An 18,441-nucleotide genomic window follows, 5' to 3' on the forward strand; every position below is an offset into this window, starting at 1 on the left:
GCCCCAGGCCATCGAGACCCAGGGCGGTGAAGATATCAAAGACCCGTTTTCCGGTAAATCGCAATGCGGCTCCGCTTAAGTGAACAGCATTGCGCAGTTGCGGGGCTTTTGTCGTCGAGGCGGGGGTTATTTTGCCGCGATGGCGTCTGCCATAGGGCTCTGGAACTCCTGCTCGGCTTCTGCGAAGCGATCCTGCATGGCCTTGGAGGGGGCCTTGTCCAACAGGCTGAACAGCACGATAGCCAGGGTAGCAAACAGGAAGCCCGGGATGATTTCGTACAGACCCAGCCAGCCGAACTGCTTCCAGATGATGACGGTCAGGGCACCGGTCAGCATGCCCGCCAGGGCGCCGTTGCGGGTCATGCGGGACCAGAGCACGGAGAGCAGCACCACGGGACCGAAGGCGGCACCGAAGCCGGCCCAGGCGTAGCTTACCAGCCCCAGCACCCGGTTCTCCGGGTTCACGGCCACGGCGATGGCGATGAGGGATATGAGCAGCACCATGGCGCGGCCGACCCACACCAGCTCTTTCTGGGAGGCGTTCTTGCGCAGGAAGGGCTTGTAGAGATCCTCGGTGATGGCGCTGGAGCAGACCAGCAGCTGGCAACTGAGGGTACTCATCACCGCCGCCAGGATGGCGGAGAGCAGCACGCCGGCAATCCAGGGGTTGAACAGGATCTTGGAGAGCTCGATGAAGACGCGCTCCGGGTTGGTGGTCACGCCGCCCGCCTGCTCGGTGAAGGTGGAGAAGTAGGAGAGGCCGAAGAAACCGATGGCCACGGCGCCGCCCAGGCAAAGCACCATCCAGGTCATGCTGATGCGACGGGCGCTGGCCATGGAGTGGTGGGAGTCCGCCGCCATGAAGCGCGCCAGGATGTGGGGCTGGCCGAAGTAGCCCAGGCCCCAGGCCATCAGGGAGATGATGGCGATGAAGTCCAGGTTCTTGAACATGTCGAGGTTGCTGGCGTTCTGCGCCGCCACCTGCACCATGGCGGTGTCGATGCCGCCCACGGCGATGATGACGAACACCGGGGTGAGGATGAGGGCGAAGATCATCAGGGTGGCCTGCACGGTATCGGTCCAGCTCACCGCGAGGAAGCCGCCGAAGAAGGTGTAGGTGATGGTGGCTGCGGCGCCGACCCAGAGGGCGGTGTCATAGCTCATGCCGAAGGTGCTCTCGAACAGGCGGGCACCGGCCACCACGCCGGAGGCGCAGTAGATGGTGAAGAACAGCAGGATCACCAGGGCGGAGAGGATGCGCAGCACCCGGCTCTTGTCCTCGAAGCGGTAGGTGAAGTAGTCCGGCAGGGTCAGGGCGTTGCGGTTCTTCTCGGTGTGAACCCGCAGCCGACCGGCCACCCAGCGCCAGTTGAAGTAGGCGCCGATGATGAGGCCGATGGCGATCCAGCTCTCGGAGATGCCGCCGATGAAGACGGCGCCTGGCAAGCCCATCAAGAGCCAGCCACTCATGTCGGAGGCACCGGCGGAGAGGGCGGTCACCCAGCTCCCCATCCGGCGGCCGCCGAGAATGTAGTCGTCAAAGTTACGGGTGGCGCGATAGGCGATGAAGCCGATCAACACCATCCCGAGGATGTACACCAGAAAGGTGATGAGCATGGGGGTGCTAGCTGTCATTCAAAACTCCGTTATGTGACGTCTGTGCCCGTTCTTGCGACGGACTCTTCCTTAAAAAAACCGGCCTAGAGTAATCAGCAGATCGCCGGACCACAACCACTTTTAACAAATAAAAAACACATGGAAAACGTTTAACACCTAACCAAGCAACCACTCAATTGCAATAAGGCCGGATTTTATCCCGCTCTGCCAAGGGTTTACCCTGATGATCCCCTCCCCCGCGCCATAAAAAAGCCCCGACAGTGGCCGGGGCTCGGGATACCGACGGGCGGGATCAGCGGTTGATGGCGATGGGCATGCCGCTGCGCTGCTCCAGGGCTTGCTTGACCAGCTGGGAGTCGCTGTCCGCGTGGGCGATGAAGCGGGTCACGGCGGTGGACATGGGCAGCGGGGCCGGCAGGCTGGAGTTGAACTCCTCCTGGTTGCGGGAGAGGGGCTGGTGCACTTCCAGGTAGCGGCGGCCATCCGGCTCGACAGAGGCCTTGATGGGCTGGTTCACGAACTGGACGCGGGTACCGACCGGGACCTGCTTGAACAGGTATTCGATGTCGTCGTTGCGCAGACGCACGCAGCCGTGGCTCACCCGCAGGCCGATGCCGAACTGGGCGTTGGTGCCGTGGATGGCGTACATCTTGCCGATGTAGAGCGCGAACAGCCCCATGGGGTTGTCCGGACCGGCCGGCCAGACCGCGGGCAGGGTCTCGCCACGGGCGGCGTACTCGGCGTGCATCTTCGCGGTCGGGGTCCAGGTCGGGCCCGCCTTCTTGCGCTGCACGCTGGTCACCCAGTCTTCCGGGGTGTCGGTGCCGAGCTGGCCGATGCCAATCGGCAGCACTTCCACCACCTTCTTGCCTTTGGGGTAGTAGTAGAGGCGCATCTCGGCGACGTTCAGCACGATGCCTTCACGGGGGGCATCCGGCAGGATCAGCTGATGCGGCACCACCAGCTTCTCGCCCGCCTGCAGCAGCAGGGGGTCTGCCTTGGGGTTGGCTTCCAGCATGTTGGTCAAGCCGAGCTGGAATCTGGCCGCTGCCGCTTCCAGGGGTTGGCCCGCCTCTTCCGGGGACACCACGTAGTCCAGGTTCTCCCCCACCAGGCGGCTGTTGGCTGCGGGCAGGGCATATTCGATGGCGAGGGCGGGCATGGCGGCCAGGATCAGGGAGCAGCACAGTGCGGCCGCCGTGTTGTGGAGGAGCTTCATAACTTTCCTGTGATAAAGGGGGTGGTTCAGCACTCTGGCCAGCGCGGAGGCGACGGGCGCGCCCGGGGCGAAGAGAAGGCCGCCATTTTTCTCCTCTGCCATGCAAATTTCAACCGCCACGTGCTGACGGGTCGGTGATTAAATACGGTGCCGCGCTGCGCCGCGGCACCTTGTCATAAGCGGGATCAGCCGTTTTTCCAACTGTGCATGTCATAACCGGTTGGCGACTGATGAAAACGCAGATGGAATTGCTCAATTATCGCAAATATGTGGTCGAAAATATCAGCCTGTATCCCTTCATACTCGGCCCAGGCGGTGGTCGCCGTGAAGCAGTAGATCTCCAGCGGCAGGCCGTCCGTGGTCGGTGCCAACTGGCGCACCATCAGGGTCATGTCCTTGCGAATGCCCGCATGAGCCCGCAGGTAGGCGTCCAGATAGGCGCGCAGGGTGCCGAGGTTGGTGAGGTGGCGACCATTGATGGGGCAGCTGATGGCATCGCTGAGCTGCTGGTTGTAGCTGCTGAGCTCCTGCTCCTTGCGGCTGAGGTAGGGCGCCAGCAACCTGGCCTGCTTGAGCTGCAACTGCTCCTGCGAGGTGAGGAAGCGCACGCTGGTCATGTCAATGTTGACGCTGCGCTTGATGCGGCGCCCGCCGGATTCGGTCATCCCCTGCCAGTTCTTGAAGGAGTCGGAGATGAGGGCATAGGTAGGGATGGTGGTGATGGTCTTGTCCCAGTTCGACACCTTGACCGTGGTGAGGCCGATGTCGGTCACCTCGCCGTCCGCCCCGTACTTGTCCATCTGCAACCAGTCACCGACGCTCAGCATGCGGTTGGCGGAGAGCTGGATACCCGCCACCAGGCCGAGGATGGGGTCCTTGAACACCAGCATCAGGACCGCGGTCATGGCCCCCAGGCCGCTGAACAGGAAGAGGGGCGACTTGCCGAGCAGCAGGGCGATCATCAGGATGCCCACCAGGATGCTGGCCACCAGTTTCACCCCCTGGAAGATGCCGCGCAGGGGCAGATCCCGCCCAAGCCGGGTATGCCGGCTCAGGGAGAGCAGGCAGTCGAGCAGGGCGAACAGGGCCAGCAGCAGGAACAGCAGGATCCAGAGCTGGGCCAGCAACTCGATAAGCGCCAGGCTCTCGGACGCTTTGGGCAGCCAGATCTCCGCCTGACCGAGCAGTACGGCGCCCTGGAACACGAAGGCGAGCCGGTAGAAGAGGCGCTGCTGCAACTGGGGCGGCAGCCACATCTGCTTGGTCTTGCCAAGCAGCCCCACCAGGCGCACCAGCAGGATGCGGTGCAGCACCAGGTGCAGCACCATGGCGGTCAGCACGATGAACCCCAGGGCAATCACCAGGGCCATCATGGGGGTCACATCGACCCCCAGGCCTGACAACCAGTTGAAAAACATCTCTTTCATCGTTACCTCCGCAATATCACACAGCGGTCAGGGTACGCATCTGGTCCCCCATGTCAAATGACAGGCCGATCACTATTGCCGAAACGACAACGCCCGGCAGGGGCCGGGCGTTGTCGTCACCAGAGGGTGCCTTAGCCGACCAGGCTCAGGGCATCACGGGCGATCACCAGCTCTTCGTTGGTGGGCATCACCAGGGCCAGACGGCTGCCTTCGACGGTGATGGGGCCTTCACCGCCCAGTACGGCTGCGTTGTTGGCCTCCTTGTCGATCTTGAAGCCGAGCAGGGCCAGTCGGGCCAGCACCATCTCGCGCACCATGGCGGCGTTCTCGCCGATGCCGCCGGTGAACACCAGGGCGTCCAGGCGACCATCCATGGCGGCAGCATAGGCACCGACGTACTTGGCAACGCGATAGGTGAAGACATCCAGCGCCCGCTTGGCACCGGCATCGATAGCGTAGTTGGTGGTGACGTAACGGCAGTCGCTGCTCTCCTCGGTCATGCCCAGCAGGCCGGATTCGCGGGTCAGCACCTGGTTGATCTTGTCCACGCTGTAATCCAGGTTGTCGTGCATGAAGAAGACGATGGCAGGGTCGATGTCACCGGAGCGAGTGCCCATCGCCAGCCCTTCCAGCGGGGTCAGCCCCATGGAAGTGTCGACGGACTCGCCGTTCTTGATGGCGCAGACGGAGGCACCGTTGCCCAGGTGGCAGTTGATGATGTTGAGCTCATGGAGCGGTTTGCCCAGCGCCTTGGCGGTCTCTTCGGCGATGAAGCGGTGGGAGGTGCCGTGGGCGCCGTAACGACGGATGCCGTTCTCGCGATAGAGCTTGTAGGGCAGCGCGTAGAGGTAGGCTTCCTCAGGCAGGGTCTGGTGGAAGGCGGTGTCGAACACGGCCACGTTCTTGTCGGCCAGGGCCGGGAACACCTTGAGGGCGGCACGGATGCCGATGAGGTGCGCCGGGTTGTGCAGGGGGGCGAACGGAATGGCGGCCTCGATGCCGGCAATCACGCCGTCATCGATGCGCACGGAGCGGGAGAACTGCTCGCCGCCGTGCACGATGCGATGGCCGATGGCGACCAGCTGATCGGCCAGGGCGGGATCCTGGGGCAGGATGTGGCCCACGATGTGGTCGAGGGCTTCCTGGTGCGCAGCACCGGCGCCCAGCATGGCGTCGCCCTTGACCCCGTGGAGTTTCCATTTGATACGTGCGTCATCCAGATTGAAGCATTCGGCCAGGCCGGACAGCATGTCCTCGCCCGTTTCAGCGTCCATTACGGCAAATTTCAGGGAAGAGCTACCGCAGTTAAGGATCAATACCAACTTGCTCATGTTCTACATCTTCCTGTGCTTCGGCTTTACGCCGACAGTGTCGTGTCATCCAGCGATGGATGGGATTCCCCTGCCGGGGGCTTATGGTCGCAGGAGGGTGCGTCCAATTTTTCAAATCGTTGGGCTCAGACCGTTCGTCTGGCGCGCGCGTCGAATCAGCGATTCGCAACGGGCCTCTGTTGGCCCAATCACTCGGGACTCCAGGCCCCGGTTGCCACTCAGGCGCCGGTCAGCAGCGACTGGTGAACCTTGACGACCAGCTTCTTGACCGGACCTGGGGTCGTCAGGGTACAGAGGGGGCGATGCAGTTCTCCCGGCCAGAAGATGGCGAAGTCACCGGGCTGCAACGCCAGATAACTGGTCTGCTCGTCATCGACGAACCAGAGATCGGGGTGAGGATGGTCGGCACCGTCCCGGCTGTAGGCGTGAGGGCCCACGCCGATCCACTCCTCGCCGCGCAGCAGCAGCTGGATGTCCAGATACTGCTCATGAAACTCGCCCCGGCGATCCGCCACCGGCTCTGTCAGATCCTCGCTCACCAGGCAGAACAGCGTGAGGCCGTCGACCTCCTGCTTGCCGAGGGGGGCGTGCAGCCAGCGTTCGACGCTTTGCACCACCTCGGCCACGATACGGTTCAGGGGGGCGGGCAAGGGGGTGCGTTGCAAGGTATCCAGACTGCCGGTGATCATGAGGTTCGCATCCTTAGATATATCTGTGGTCTATCTTTGTGCACCAATGAAAAAGGACCATTAAAGGTCCTTTTATCGTCTCGTCTGCCATCCGTGCAGACGGGGGCGCTGTCGCTTCCTAGCCGATGGCGCCGAGTCACTGTTGCATACTCGTCCGCCCCTGCCAAGAGATACTCGCCCATTCACCCGATGATCGTACCAGTTGAAACAATATTATTCACTACCCAATCTCCCCCGACTTTGACCAGACGCAAAAACGGGAGCATCTGCTCCCGTTTTTTTTCCATCACCCGCTCAAAAGCGGTGCCATTCAAACCTTGCCAGCGTTTTCCACCGGCTTGGCGTACATGGCGCGCCAGATGGCCTTGTGCTCTTGTGGCACCTCGGACTGGCGAGTCAGGAAGGCACTCTGCTCTATGGTGCTGGCCTTGCCGGGCACATCCGCCGCGAGGTAGTTGCCTGGGAAGAGGCGATAGCTGCTCCAGATCGCCTTGTCGATGAGCGCCGCCAGCTCGTCTGGATCGCTGAAGCCCTCGGTGATGGGGGCGCCGAAGGAGACATGTACCCGCCCCTTCTGGCCGACGATGCCCGCGACGATACTCTCGATGTCCTCGAATTCGCCCTTCTCGTAGCTGCCGTTGACCGACTTCTCGTAGAGCTCGCGCGCCTTGGCCTTGTCGGTGGGATCCAGCTCGTAGCTGATGCTCACCGGCACGATGTTGAGGCTGCGCATGTAGTCGACGAACTCGATCTTCTGCTTCTTGCCGTCCACGTAGAACATCTTGAGGATGGCCGGATCCGTCTTGTCATCCCCGTCCTTGGCGCGCCCCTCCTTCTGGGCGATCCAGATGGAGTGCCCCTCGTGCACCGACTGGCCGATGTAGGCCGACAGCTCGCCGAGGGCCTTCATCATCTCCCGCGGTCCCTTGGCAGAGCGCTTGACGATGAAGCTCTTGTTGAGCTTCATCAGCTCGGTGGCGCAGGGCTTGCGCAGCAGGTTGTCGCCGATGGCGATGCGCACGGTATCGAACCCGTGGGTGTGCAGCCCCCAGTTGACGAACGCCGGATCCATGGCGATGTCCCTGTGGTTGGAGACGAACAGGTAGCCCTGCTCCTTCTTGAGGTGTTCGAGCCCGGAGAAGCTCACTCCCTGGGTGGAGGTGGCGATCATCCGGGTCATGTAGCGGGTTACCCCCATCTGTACCTGATGGATGGTGCTGACCTTGGCCCACTTGTGGCGCAGGAACTGGCGGATCAGCGGGCGAATGGCCCAACCCAGCCAGCTCATCAGGGAACCGAAGCGGTATTTGGCGATGGCGCCGATAAACTCGTCATCCTGGATCAGCCGCTCGATGGCAGCCGGTACTTCTTCATCGCGATAGGGGCGAATGTCCGCGAATCTATCTACTTCTGTCACAATGTCTGCCTTGCATGTATGGAGTCGCGGCCTGCGTCTGCCGGCCGGGAAAATTCAGGGCGCAATTTTACACGCTTTTATCCCCAGGGGTATGAGAGGCGTACAGATAGTGCGATCTTGCAGTGAAAAAGCGATGGCGGTCACCCGCCAGCCCCCCTTTCGACAACGGCTCTGCTAGCCAGCGGGATTGATGAGCGCGGTGAGGACGTGGTCCTCCCAGCGGCCGTTGATCATCAGATAGTCCCGAGCGTATCCCTCCTGCTCGAACCCCAGCCGTTCGAGGAGCGCGCCGCTTCGCAGGTTCGCGGGCATGTAGCTGGCCATGATGCGATGCAGGCCCCGCTCCCGGAACAGGTGATCGATGCCGGCGGCCACCACCTCCTGCATCAGGCCCTGCCCCTCGTGCTCCTTGTCGATGGCATAGCCCAGGTGGCACGCCTTGAACATGCCCATCACAATGTTCGTGAAATTGCAGGTGGCGAGCACCCGCTCCCCCCTGGGATCGAGCGCCACCAGTTGCACGGCACTGCCCTCGAAATAGTGGCCGTAACCGTCGCGCAAGCGGGTCTGCCAGTGGGCCAGGGTGTAGAAGCTCTCCTCCCGCCTGGGCTCCCAGGGGGAGAGATGGGCGCGATTGCGCAGATAGAAATCCACCATCAGGCAGGCCCGCTCCGGGGTCAGCACGGTCAGCCGGGTACGGGGGGTGGCAATGTGGGGCAGCGTCGTCATCTCACCCTCAGGAGGTTGGAAGCGGACAGGAAGGTCATCAGAGATCCCTCAGCCTCAGCCACTCGTCCCGCAGCAGGCCGTAGTGCACATGATCCACCACCCTGTCCGCCAGCCGCTCCGCCCGCCGGGTGATCCCCTCCTGGGTCATTCCCAGCCGCTCGCACACGGCCCGGCTCGCCTCGTTCTCGAGGGCGGCGCTGATCTCTACCTTCTCCATCCCCATCTCCTCGAAGGCGTGATGGATCAAGGCCTGGCAGGCCCGGGTGATGATGCCGTGCCCCTGCCAGCGCTCCGCCAGCCAGTAGCCGATGGTCACCTTGCTGAGATCCTGATCGATCTGGTTGTAACCGATGACGCCGACCACCTCCCCCTGATACTCGATGGCCGTGGTCAGCCCCTCCCCCCGGGCAAACTTCTCGATGGAGTGGCGAATGAAGGTGGCGCTGTCGGCGGGCTGCTGGATGTGGGGCACCCAGGGCAGCCACTGGGAGAGGTAATCGCGGTTGCGCTGGCAGAGGCGAAACAGCTCGCTGGCCATGTCGGGTTGCAGGAACAGGAGCGCCAGCTCGTCATCCAGTTGCCATGAAAACATCGCCACTCCTCCCCGGTTCCGCTCCGGCCACCTGCCGTCATGGGAGCCAATGTAGTCAATCAATCCCTTGTTTGCCAAGGGCTTTTCAACCTGCTTCCCCACTGGCAACCCCCATATGGCGATCCCCATGCGGGCACCTTGCCCCCTAGGTCATCAATCACCCCTCACAGCGGTTTAACATGCTGCCATTACCATTATTTGTGGATGATTGGCACTGTAAAAGTGAATCGTGCTACCTTTTTTCGCTGCCCTGTGACAAATGACAGGCCGTTATTTTCCCCCTTCCCACTAGTGTAAGAGCGCCGGGCAACGGACCCGGCGTGTAATCTTCATCGACTAAGGAAAGACGAGATGAACAAAGTCTATTTGGCCGTCATGCTGGCCTGCTGGGGAAGCGCCGCCATGGCGGCAGAACAGGTGGAAGTGAACCAGGTCTCCGACCTGGCCGGTGCGGTGAGTGGCGCCGCCAAGATTGGCGCCCTTGGCGCCGGGGATGGCGAGTTTCGCAAGGTGCGGGCGGTGACGCTGCCCAATGGCCAGCAGCGGATACGCTATGAGCAGACCTGGCAGGGGATTCCGGTGTGGGGCCAGGTTCTGGTGGCCGATCAGGCGCTGGGGGGCCAGGTCAATCAGGTGTCCGGCACCATGCTGCGCAAGATCGATGCCGACCTGACGGGCCCGGCCGTTGCCCTCTCCGCCAGCGACGCCGCACGCCAGGCTCGCAGCGGTGCCAAGGGGAGCAACGAACAGGTTAAGCTGTTCGTGATGCAGGATGAGACCGGCCAGGCCAGACTGGTCTATCTGGTCTCCTGGCTCGCCGCCAGCAAGGAACCGAGCCGCCCCTTCGTGATGATCGACGCCCAGACCGGCAGCGAGCTCAAACGCTGGGAGGGGATCAACCACAAGGACGCCACCGGCCCGGGGGGCAACGTCAAGACCGGCAAGTATTTCTACGGCGCCGACTTTGGCCCCCTGCAGGTAGATGACAACTGCCGCATGACGGGGACCAACGTGGACACCCTCAACATGAATCACGGCACCACGGGGGGCACCATCCACCAGTTCACCTGCCCGGAGAACACGGTCAAGGAGATCAACGGTGCCTATTCCCCTCTCAACGATGCCCACTACTTCGGCAACGTGGTGTTCGACATGTACCGCAACTGGTACAACACGGCGCCGCTGAGCTTCAAGCTCAAGATGCGGGTGCACTACAGCCGCAACTACGAGAACGCCTTCTGGGACGGCAGCCAGATGACCTTCGGCGACGGGGCCACCACCTTCTATCCGCTGGTGAGCCTGGATGTGGCGGCCCACGAGGTGAGCCATGGCTTCACCGAGCAGAACTCAGGACTGGTCTACTCCGGTCAGTCTGGCGGCATCAACGAGGCCTTCTCCGACATGGCGGGGGAAGCGGCCGAATACTACATGAAGGGCAGCAACGACTGGCTGGTGGGGGCCCAGATCTTCAAGGGCAACGGCTCCTTGCGCTACTTCGAGGACCCGGCCCGGGACGGCAAGTCCATCGGCCACGCCAGCGATTACTATGACGGCATCGACGTGCACCACAGTTCCGGGGTCTACAACCGCGCCTTCTACCTGCTGGCCAACACCAGCGGCTGGCAAACCCGCAAGGCGTTCGAGGTGTTCGTGCTGGCCAACCGCCTCTACTGGGGCCCCAACACCACCTTCGATCAGGGGGCGTGCGGGGTGACCAGGGCCGCCACGGATCTCGGCTACAGCGTGAGCGACGTGGCAGCCGCCTTCACCGCCGTCGGGGTCAATGCCACCTGCGGCGGCACCACACCCCAACCGGGCAGCGTGCTGCAAAACGGGGTACTGGTGAGCAATCTCACCGCCGCCAAGGGGGGCAAGCTGAACTTCACCGTCGAGGTGCCCGCCGGCAGAAGCCAGCTGGTGGTGACCAGCAGCGGCGGCAGCGGGGATGCGGATCTCTACGTGAAGTTCGGCAGCGCGCCGACCGCCAGCAGCTATGACTGCCGCCCCTACAAGAGCGGCAATGCCGAAACCTGTACCCTGAACGCCCCCAAGGCGGGGACCTGGCACGTGCAGCTGAGCGGGTTCAGCGCCTTCTCCGGCGTCACCCTCAAGGCCAGCTACTGAGTCTGAGCGGGCATCAAGGGGAATAAGCGAAGAGCGCCGGCCTGGTCCGGCGCTTTTTTATGTCCGCTTGCCCGACCAGCGCCGGGCAAGGGTACGGGCCGCCTCCAGCACCCGCTCCTTGGCGGGATTGGGGCGCTTGCCGCTGCGCCAGGCCATCATCACGTCCCAGTGATCCGGTGGCAGATCCACCACGTCCAGCTTCACCAGGCGACCGAACTCCAGATCCCGGGTGATGGCGAGCGCCGGCATCAGGGTGATGAAGCCGTGCTCCAGCGCCAGCTCCCGCGCCGCACTTGCTGGCTGGATGGCGTGCAGCGGGCTCGCCACCTGACGCAGCAAACGCAACTGCAGGATCAGCTCGTCGCAGCCCGTCCCCCACTGCTGGGGCGCCAGCCGCTCGTTGGCAATGTCCTGCAGGGTCAGCCCCTGCCGCCCGGCCAGCGGGTGGGTGGCGCAGGCCACGGCGATGATCGGGGAACGGTAAAGCAGTTCGAGCTGGATGCCCGCGATGGCAGGGCACTTGAGAATGAAGCCCACGTCGGTCTCGCCGGTCAGCAACTCCTGCATGATGATGCCAGAGTGATCCGTGTTGCAGCGGATCTCGAAGGTCTCGTCCACCAGGGCCAGCAGCAGGGGGCCGAACACCGCCGTGGTCAGGGAGGGGAGGCAGGAGAGCCGGATCCGCGGCAATGCAGGCGCCCCCTGCATCGCCAGCCGCCCCCCTTCCAGTGCGCTCAGGGCCGCAGTCGCGGCAGGCAGAAACTGCTCGCAGGCCGGGGTCGGGGTGGCCCCCCGACGATGGCGACGGAACAGGGACTGGCCCAGCTCCTGCTCCAGCACGGCAATGCGCTGGCTCACCATGGGTTGTGACCAGCCGCGAATGGCGGCCACCTTGCTGAAGCTGCCACGGTTGGCCACGTCCAGCAGCAGTTGCAAATCGTCGAGGGTCATAGCCATAACCAAATCCAATATGAAATATAGCCAGTTGTCGGCTACCACTATATCTGGAGCCCCACCAGAATAGCAGCATCAATCGTCATGAACCGGCTGAACGCCACCGAGCCAGGGAGTTGTCATCCCCCTTGGCTCTGTTTGGTGACGGCGCCGTTCGGGCAAGAAAGACAACAATATCAGCGAAGCAAACAGAGGTATCAGGGTCATGGTGGATCGGGCGAGGCGGTTGGGGCGGTGGTTCTTGGCATTGGATTCCCTGCTGGTGATCCTGGGCTTCTTCGTGGTGATGCCCATGATCAGCCTGCGCTTCGTCGACCAACTGGGCTGGGCCGCCGGTGTGGTCGGACTGGCACTGGGGCTGCGTCAGCTTACCCAGCAGGGGCTGGGGGTCTTTGGCGGCTCCCTCGCCGACAAGTTCGGGGCGCGCCCCCTCATCGTCTGCGGCATGCTGCTGCGGGCGCTGGGGTTTGCCAGCCTGGCCTATGCCCAGAGCGGATTGGAACTGATCCTCTCCTGCATCATCTCGGGGCTGGGTGGCTGCCTGTTCGATCCCCCCCGCGCCGCCCTGGTGATCAAGTTCACCCGGCCACGGGAGCGGGGTCGCTACATCTCCCTGCTGATGATGCTGGAGAGCGCCGGCGCCGTGGTGGGAGCCCTGCTCGGCAGTTGGCTGCTCAACTTCGATTTTGAATATGTCTGCCTGCTGGGTGCCGGCCTCTTCGTCTGCGCCGCCCTGTGCAACCTGCTGATCCTGCCCCCCTACAAGCTTTCGGTGCGCCCGACGCCGATCCGGGACGGCCTCGGCCAGGTGCTGGCGGACAAGGCCTTCTGCCGACTGGTGCTGATCTTAAGCGGCTACTACGCGCTCTGGGTGCAGGTCATGCTGATCTTCCCCATTCTGGTCAAACAGATGGCGGGCAGCACCACGGCGGTGGGCTGGATGTATACCCTGGAGACGGCCATCTCCCTGGCCCTGCTCTACCCCCTTGCCCGGTTCGGCGAGCGCCACTTCAAGCTGGAGAACCGCCTGATGGCGGGGGTGCTGCTGATGACCACGGGGATCGGGCTGGTGGCCTTTGCTACCACCTTGCCCGCCGTCTTCCTGCTGCTCGCCTGCTTCTACCTTGGCATCGTCATCGCCGAGCCGGCGCGGGAAACCCTGATGACCAAGCTGGCACAACCGGGGGCGCGGGGCAGCTACATGGGCTTCAGCCGACTGGGGCTGGCGCTCGGGGGCATGACGGGTTACGTGGGGGGCGGTGCTCTGCACGACTACGCCATGGCCCAGGGGCAACCCTGGTTGCCCTGGCTGGTGCTCGGCACCGTCGGTGTCACCACCTTGCTGCTGCTGGCCAACTGCTTCCAGCGCGGCTCCCGCCTGGCAGGGGTCAACGCCTGATCCTCTGGCAATCATCCCGTCTACCCCGGGCGCCCTTCTCTTGAAGGGCGCCCTTTTTTATCTTCTTCTTGCATTGCCCTCCCCCTCGTCTGCGCCCATCCACCCAAAAATCCCCCATAAAAAAAGCGGCAGATTGCTCTGCCGCTTTTGCCCAGCCCGCTTGGCTGTTACTTGTTGATATCCAACATGTTGTTTTGCAACATGAAATCGATCACCTGGTTGGCAGTCGTCCCTGAACCGCCCGTCAGGGTGTCGAAGGTGTGGTTCATCAGCACTATCTCCTGGGTCACCGGCGCGGCACTGCTCTCCTTGACCTGCAGGTGCACCCCTTCATTGTCCTGGAACACCGAGAGCAGACTCTTCAGGTCAGTCGTACTGTGAGAACCATCGTGATCCAGCAGATCGCTCAGATCCAGCTTGTCTTCTTCCAAACGGTTGATGGTGCCTGACCCCTTGTTGAAGTCCATGATGTAATCCTTGGTCAGGGAGCCGGATACTGTATCCCCCTGATTCCAGACGAAGGTATCTGAACCGCCGTCACCACGCATTACATCATTGCCTAGCCCGCCGATCAGGATATCGTTCCCCAGACCGCCGCGCAGCCCATCGTTATGACTGCCGCCATCGATGTAGTCGTCACCGGTACCGCCAAACAGGATATCGGAACCTGACTGCCCGTAGATCTTGTCATTGCCGCTGCCACCATTGACCACATCCGCTTTGCTACTGCTGACATCAACACTCAGCAACAGACCGTCGCCATCGAGCATGGCATCGGCACCAGACAAGCTGCCTGTCATGATGTGATGAGCCTTGAGCTGATTTACCGTCAGTTGCAACGAATCGTCGGTACCGAATCCATCAGCCCCGGTTTTGCCTGCATAAATCACATCATTACCGCTGCCGGTTTCGATATGGTCATTGCCTGCACCGCTGCTGACGATCTGGTCGGCACTCCCTTTGTTGTAGCTGGTACCGGCATGTATGTGGTCGGTACCGCCGTTACTGGTAGTGACTTCGCCCAGCAGATTACCGCCGAAGGAAACATCAAGACGGTCAGGATTAGCTGCTCTCTCGCCATTGCGTACCACGATGGAGTCGTTGAGGTCAGTACCATCTACCGTCAGCGGCAGATGAACCGGAACCCCGTTGCTGTCCACCGGATTGACGCTGATGGTTAAGGTGCTGTTGGTGGTATCGCCATCGCCATCGCGCACGCTGTAGCTGAACACCTCGCGTGCATCAGCCGGGATCTGGCTGCCATTCTTGGTGACCTGATAGGTATAGGCACCGTTGGCCAGAATGGTCAGTACCCCGTACAAACCGACTACCTGGGTACCCGCACCATTGGTATAGGTGGTCGAACTGCTGCCGACCCCGTAGCCAATGACACTCAGACCACCATCAGCACCGGCAAGATCGTTGGCCAGCACATTACCTGTGGTCTGTGGCAGCTGATAACCAGACCCTTCCACCAACTTGACGATCAGATCGAAGCTGTTGCTGGCATTTTCGTTGGTGTAGATAGTCTTCACCACATTGCCACCTGCATCACGGAAACCCAGCACCTCGAGACTGTAGACCTTGCCTTCAAAGTTGAAGCTCGCGGTCGCAGTTCCGATAGTGATGATATCTCGCGGATCGGCCCAATCGTTCGGCGTTTCGTTGTGATTGAAATTGATGGTCACAGTCACTGGTGTCACTCTGCCCATGGAGTCGGTAACCGAGAAGGTTGCCTGCATGGTTACAGTGTTGATAGCCGTACCGGAGGAAACCGGATAATTGTAGTGGGTGAAAGTACCCAGTTTGATCTCTTCGTTGAGCGGGATCTCTCCGTTCAAGGCCGCATCGTTATCGGCAAAACCATAACCCGATTTATTTTCATTTTTTCCACCCCAGCGAATTTGATCCTTCGCTGTATCATTATCAGGGCCGTCAAAATGCTCCAGATTTTTACCGCCAGAAACATTAATCCATGAAGCCTCGACACCAGAAAACAGGAAGGTATCAACTACAACATCGACTTTCGCATCATCGACCACTGCAACCGGCACATCGTCACGCACAGCCAAGTCAAACGAACCGGTGGCAGTCTCAGCTCCAGATTTGCTTACCTCATAGTTGACGGTAAAGCGCAGTTCGTCCTGGCTGGTCAACACGGTGCTCTGACCATCCACTGTATGGCTAAGCGGCTTGAGCAGAGTAAAGGTGTAGCTCGGTGGGTTGGCACTGTTATCCACTGTCACAGTAAAGGCCACATTGGCGGGGTTGTTACCAAAGTACCCTTTGAGCCCGGCGCCATCCTGAACAATATTGACCGGCTGACCATCAATGCCCGTCACCCCGCTCAGACCCGTGATGCCAACAAGTTTGAGTTGTACGCCAGAGACATTGCCACCACTGCCATCCGTCACCTGCAGCGACTGAGTCACAGAAAGCGGACCGCTAGCAGGCATACCCACAGGCTCAGGCAAGTGTGCATTTCCGCCAGACAAACCATCCTCATCAACCAGCCCATTGCCCAGTCGCACAGAGAGATCGTTGTCAGTAATGGTTCCGGCTCCGGTCGCACCACCTACAGTCAGAGTCAAGGTTTCTGTCTGTTCTACCAGCTTGTCATTCACTGTCGGCACTGACACGGTAAAGCTCGTCACACCGGCTGGTACTGAGATTTTGCCTGTGCTGCTGTTATAGGTAACACCGTGACTGAACTGCAGAGTTCCCCAGTCAGAGTTAGAGGCAGCATGAGTACCACTACCCGCGATTGAGAGGCTGTACTCAGTCGCCACATTAGTCGCACCACTCAAGGTCACAACATGCTGCAAGGTAGCCCCTTCAACCACAGTGGCACTCGATACGCCGGTTACATCAGGGCGCGCCAGCGGGTTGACAGCAAAGCTGCCTTGCGAGCTGTCACCGTCCCGATCATAGGCCTTGAAGGTGAAGTCAATGTCGCCATCACCAACCGGGCGCTGCATCTCTGCATACTGGAAGAACTCCCACTTGCCCGTTGCAGGCGTGAATTGCATCTTGAAGATCAAGCTGCCATCACTGGCCTTGCCAACCATGCTGTTGGCACCTTCCGCGGTAATGGTAATTGCCAGACCAGCAGCAGTTTTCAGACCCGTTTCAACGGTGCCGGTAACCAGCTCCAGACTCCCTTTGCCATCAGCTCCCCATTGCGGTGCAACTGTCCCCGAGCCATAGGCAATTGCCTGTGGCGTATCGGAACCCAGAAACTCGATAGACTTGACGGTAAAGTCGCTGTTGTCCTTGACGTTGAACGAATTGCCGTTATCGGTTGCTTTGATCACCATGGTGTCAAAACCACCCTGCTGCACTTGGAAGTTCTGGTTGTACTCTCCCCCCGCCGCATCCGACCTAAAGGGAAGTGTTGAGATCAGAACTCCATCACGGTAGAACTCGACCACGCCGCTCTCCAGCTCACCACCGAACATCTTGCTGAACTCGATCTTGGCACCGTAAGCCACAGTGCCAGCATCCAGTTTGATCACCAGCTCTTCAGATACCCCTGAGCCGTCTGCCAGTTTGCGGAAATCGACCTCGTTCTCAATATTGTGGTAAGGGGCTGTCGAGCTCTTGACACCAATGCCTTCGCCCGAGCCATTAACCAGAGCACCGGTCAAGACAGTAGACGTTGAAGAGAGGAACCCTTTAGCCGTAATGGTGAACTTGCCACCATCAATGCTGGTGCGATCCCCGCTATAACCAGTCATGCTGAACTTGCCGGTCAATACATCAGGAATACTGGTTTTTACCAGCGAAACCGCTGCAGCATCGCCAGCAATGGGGGCATCATCCTCCACAGTGATGGGCAACGAAGCACTCGTAGTACTCTGGCCATCAGAAACAGAGACTACGATGTTGAAACTCAGCGTGTCCTCGGCACCAGTCACCGGATGATCTAGGGCGCCTTTCAGAGTAACGTCATAACCCCAATCTCCTTTGGTACTACCTGCAGGTGCAGTCAGCTTGACATCAAGCACAGCCTTGTAGTCCGCCCCCCCCAAGGTACCGGTATATCCGGTCAACACCTTGCCTGATGCATCCCAGCTCCACTTCACATCCAGCCCGCCAGACTTGAGCCCGGACGGGCCAGAGAGGCTGACCGTCACGCTACTGCTATCGATATCCGCCACTGTAATAGTGCCGCTAGCAACCTTCGCATTAGTGGTATCCGTATTGCCTAGATCATCTTGTAATCCGTTGGCCAGCCCCTCTTCAGACACAACAGCCGGTTTATTGATCACCACAGAAGGAGGGGCATCGTTGTCCACAATGACGGTCTCAGCACTACCTTTTCCATTTACTATCGAGATAGCTTCAAATGCCGAATTGGTCTTCACACCGCTAATAGTTACAGCAAGCTTTTCCTCCATCTCATAAATGGTGTCGTTTACTGTAGCAACAGTAAATTCGGCTTTGCCGTTCGTACCTATGGTCACGCTGGCTGGGCGGCCGCTAGTGTCGCCATCATTGGCCGCAGCACCGCTCCATGCTAGGTTCAGGGTCACCACTTTGCCTGTCGGCAGGGTTATGGCATTGCCATCCTTATCGACCAAGCTCACGGTGTATTTGAGCACGCCACCTTCCGCCACGCTGGCCTTATCCACCGCGATCTGGGCAAACACGGTGTCTTCCACGCTCGGTACCGTCTCATCGGTGATGGTGGTGGTCACTGCACCCGGCAGTGCCGGCGCCTTCTCGTAGCCACCGCCACTGGTCTCGCTCACGCTGACCTGGAACTGCTCGGCCGGCTCGGCATAAACGTCATCCAGGGTCGCCACGTCGAAGCTCACCGAGGTGGTGTTCGCCTTGATGACCACCTCGCGGGTCACCGCCTGGACATCACCGTTGTCGGTGGTGATATGACCCACCACCACCTTGATGGTCAGGTCGGTTTTCGGGGCGTCGCTGATGGT

At 60.9% G+C, this 18,441-nt stretch carries 12 protein-coding genes; 2 read left to right on the forward strand and 10 right to left on the reverse strand.

Features of this window, described 5'->3' with window-relative positions; all coding sequences use genetic code 11:
- Positions 1 to 126: 126 nt before the first annotated feature.
- The 8 genes from putP to AB5Y50_RS00380 form a co-directional block, all read right to left on the reverse strand.
- Positions 127 to 1,635: a sodium/proline symporter PutP gene (gene putP, locus AB5Y50_RS00345; protein WP_244053775.1), complete on the reverse strand. Its 1,509-nt coding sequence runs from the start codon at positions 1,633 to 1,635 to the stop codon at positions 127 to 129.
- Positions 1,636 to 1,909: 274 nt separating this feature from the next.
- The gene (locus AB5Y50_RS00350; RefSeq protein ID WP_010675523.1) at positions 1,910 to 2,836 is read right to left on the reverse strand and encodes a L,D-transpeptidase family protein; all 927 of its coding nucleotides are present in this window, start codon (positions 2,834 to 2,836) and stop codon (positions 1,910 to 1,912) included.
- A gap of 185 nt (positions 2,837 to 3,021) precedes the next feature.
- On the reverse strand, positions 3,022 to 4,263 hold the full coding sequence (locus tag AB5Y50_RS00355) for a mechanosensitive ion channel family protein (protein WP_210556787.1): 1,242 nt from the start codon (positions 4,261 to 4,263) through the stop codon (positions 3,022 to 3,024).
- 131 nt (positions 4,264 to 4,394) lie between these two features.
- Positions 4,395 to 5,594, reverse strand: coding sequence for an acetate kinase (locus AB5Y50_RS00360; RefSeq protein ID WP_210556789.1), 1,200 nt, complete (start codon positions 5,592 to 5,594; stop codon positions 4,395 to 4,397).
- 218 nt (positions 5,595 to 5,812) lie between these two features.
- Positions 5,813 to 6,283, reverse strand: a complete 471-nt coding sequence (locus tag AB5Y50_RS00365) for a YhcH/YjgK/YiaL family protein (protein WP_010675526.1) — start codon at positions 6,281 to 6,283, stop codon at positions 5,813 to 5,815.
- Between the two features lie 310 nt (positions 6,284 to 6,593).
- Positions 6,594 to 7,700 carry a 1-acyl-sn-glycerol-3-phosphate acyltransferase gene (locus AB5Y50_RS00370; RefSeq protein ID WP_010675527.1) on the reverse strand — a complete coding sequence of 369 codons (1,107 nt, stop codon included), beginning with the start codon at positions 7,698 to 7,700 and terminating at the stop codon, positions 6,594 to 6,596.
- Between the two features lie 174 nt (positions 7,701 to 7,874).
- Positions 7,875 to 8,429: a GNAT family N-acetyltransferase gene (locus AB5Y50_RS00375; protein ID WP_041212415.1), complete on the reverse strand. Its 555-nt coding sequence runs from the start codon at positions 8,427 to 8,429 to the stop codon at positions 7,875 to 7,877.
- Positions 8,430 to 8,466: 37 nt separating this feature from the next.
- The gene (locus tag AB5Y50_RS00380; RefSeq protein WP_048206978.1) at positions 8,467 to 9,021 is read right to left on the reverse strand and encodes a GNAT family N-acetyltransferase; all 555 of its coding nucleotides are present in this window, start codon (positions 9,019 to 9,021) and stop codon (positions 8,467 to 8,469) included.
- Positions 9,022 to 9,372: 351 nt separating this feature from the next.
- Between AB5Y50_RS00380 and AB5Y50_RS00385 the strand changes: the two genes are divergently transcribed.
- The gene (locus AB5Y50_RS00385) at positions 9,373 to 11,145 is read left to right on the forward strand and encodes a M4 family metallopeptidase (RefSeq protein WP_323583064.1); all 1,773 of its coding nucleotides are present in this window, start codon (positions 9,373 to 9,375) and stop codon (positions 11,143 to 11,145) included.
- Positions 11,146 to 11,202: 57 nt separating this feature from the next.
- Here AB5Y50_RS00385 and AB5Y50_RS00390 read toward each other — a convergent pair whose 3' ends face one another.
- The gene (locus AB5Y50_RS00390) at positions 11,203 to 12,102 is read right to left on the reverse strand and encodes a LysR family transcriptional regulator (protein ID WP_029314793.1); all 900 of its coding nucleotides are present in this window, start codon (positions 12,100 to 12,102) and stop codon (positions 11,203 to 11,205) included.
- Between the two features lie 202 nt (positions 12,103 to 12,304).
- Between AB5Y50_RS00390 and mdtH the strand changes: the two genes are divergently transcribed.
- Positions 12,305 to 13,498 (forward strand): multidrug efflux MFS transporter MdtH, encoded by a 1,194-nt coding sequence (gene mdtH / locus AB5Y50_RS00395; RefSeq protein ID WP_029314794.1) that lies wholly within the window; start codon positions 12,305 to 12,307, stop codon positions 13,496 to 13,498.
- Positions 13,499 to 13,665: 167 nt separating this feature from the next.
- On the opposite strand, the gene AB5Y50_RS00400 is transcribed toward mdtH, so the two are convergent.
- The gene (locus tag AB5Y50_RS00400) at positions 13,666 to 18,396 is read right to left on the reverse strand and encodes a choice-of-anchor K domain-containing protein (RefSeq protein WP_368162379.1); all 4,731 of its coding nucleotides are present in this window, start codon (positions 18,394 to 18,396) and stop codon (positions 13,666 to 13,668) included.
- Positions 18,397 to 18,441: the final 45 nt, after the last annotated feature.

Source organism: Aeromonas sp. s6 (assembly GCF_040907815.1).
GTDB classification, from domain to species: domain Bacteria; phylum Pseudomonadota; class Gammaproteobacteria; order Enterobacterales; family Aeromonadaceae; genus Aeromonas; species Aeromonas caviae.

What these genes read in the sequence shown, in the direction of transcription:
- AB5Y50_RS00385 (WP_323583064.1), top strand. Translation starts at nt 9,373, where the DNA reads ATGAACAAAGTCTATTTGGCCGTCATGCTGGCCTGCTGGGGAAGCGCC.
- AB5Y50_RS00355 (WP_210556787.1), bottom strand. Translation starts at nt 4,263, where the DNA reads ATGAAAGAGATGTTTTTCAACTGGTTGTCAGGCCTGGGGGTCGATGTG.
- AB5Y50_RS00365 (WP_010675526.1), bottom strand. Translation starts at nt 6,283, where the DNA reads ATGATCACCGGCAGTCTGGATACCTTGCAACGCACCCCCTTGCCCGCC.
- AB5Y50_RS00360 (WP_210556789.1), bottom strand. Translation starts at nt 5,594, where the DNA reads ATGAGCAAGTTGGTATTGATCCTTAACTGCGGTAGCTCTTCCCTGAAA.
- mdtH (WP_029314794.1), top strand. Translation starts at nt 12,305, where the DNA reads ATGGTGGATCGGGCGAGGCGGTTGGGGCGGTGGTTCTTGGCATTGGAT.
- AB5Y50_RS00350 (WP_010675523.1), bottom strand. Translation starts at nt 2,836, where the DNA reads ATGAAGCTCCTCCACAACACGGCGGCCGCACTGTGCTGCTCCCTGATC.
- AB5Y50_RS00390 (WP_029314793.1), bottom strand. Translation starts at nt 12,102, where the DNA reads ATGGCTATGACCCTCGACGATTTGCAACTGCTGCTGGACGTGGCCAAC.
- AB5Y50_RS00380 (WP_048206978.1), bottom strand. Translation starts at nt 9,021, where the DNA reads ATGTTTTCATGGCAACTGGATGACGAGCTGGCGCTCCTGTTCCTGCAA.
- AB5Y50_RS00375 (WP_041212415.1), bottom strand. Translation starts at nt 8,429, where the DNA reads ATGACGACGCTGCCCCACATTGCCACCCCCCGTACCCGGCTGACCGTG.
- putP (WP_244053775.1), bottom strand. Translation starts at nt 1,635, where the DNA reads ATGACAGCTAGCACCCCCATGCTCATCACCTTTCTGGTGTACATCCTC.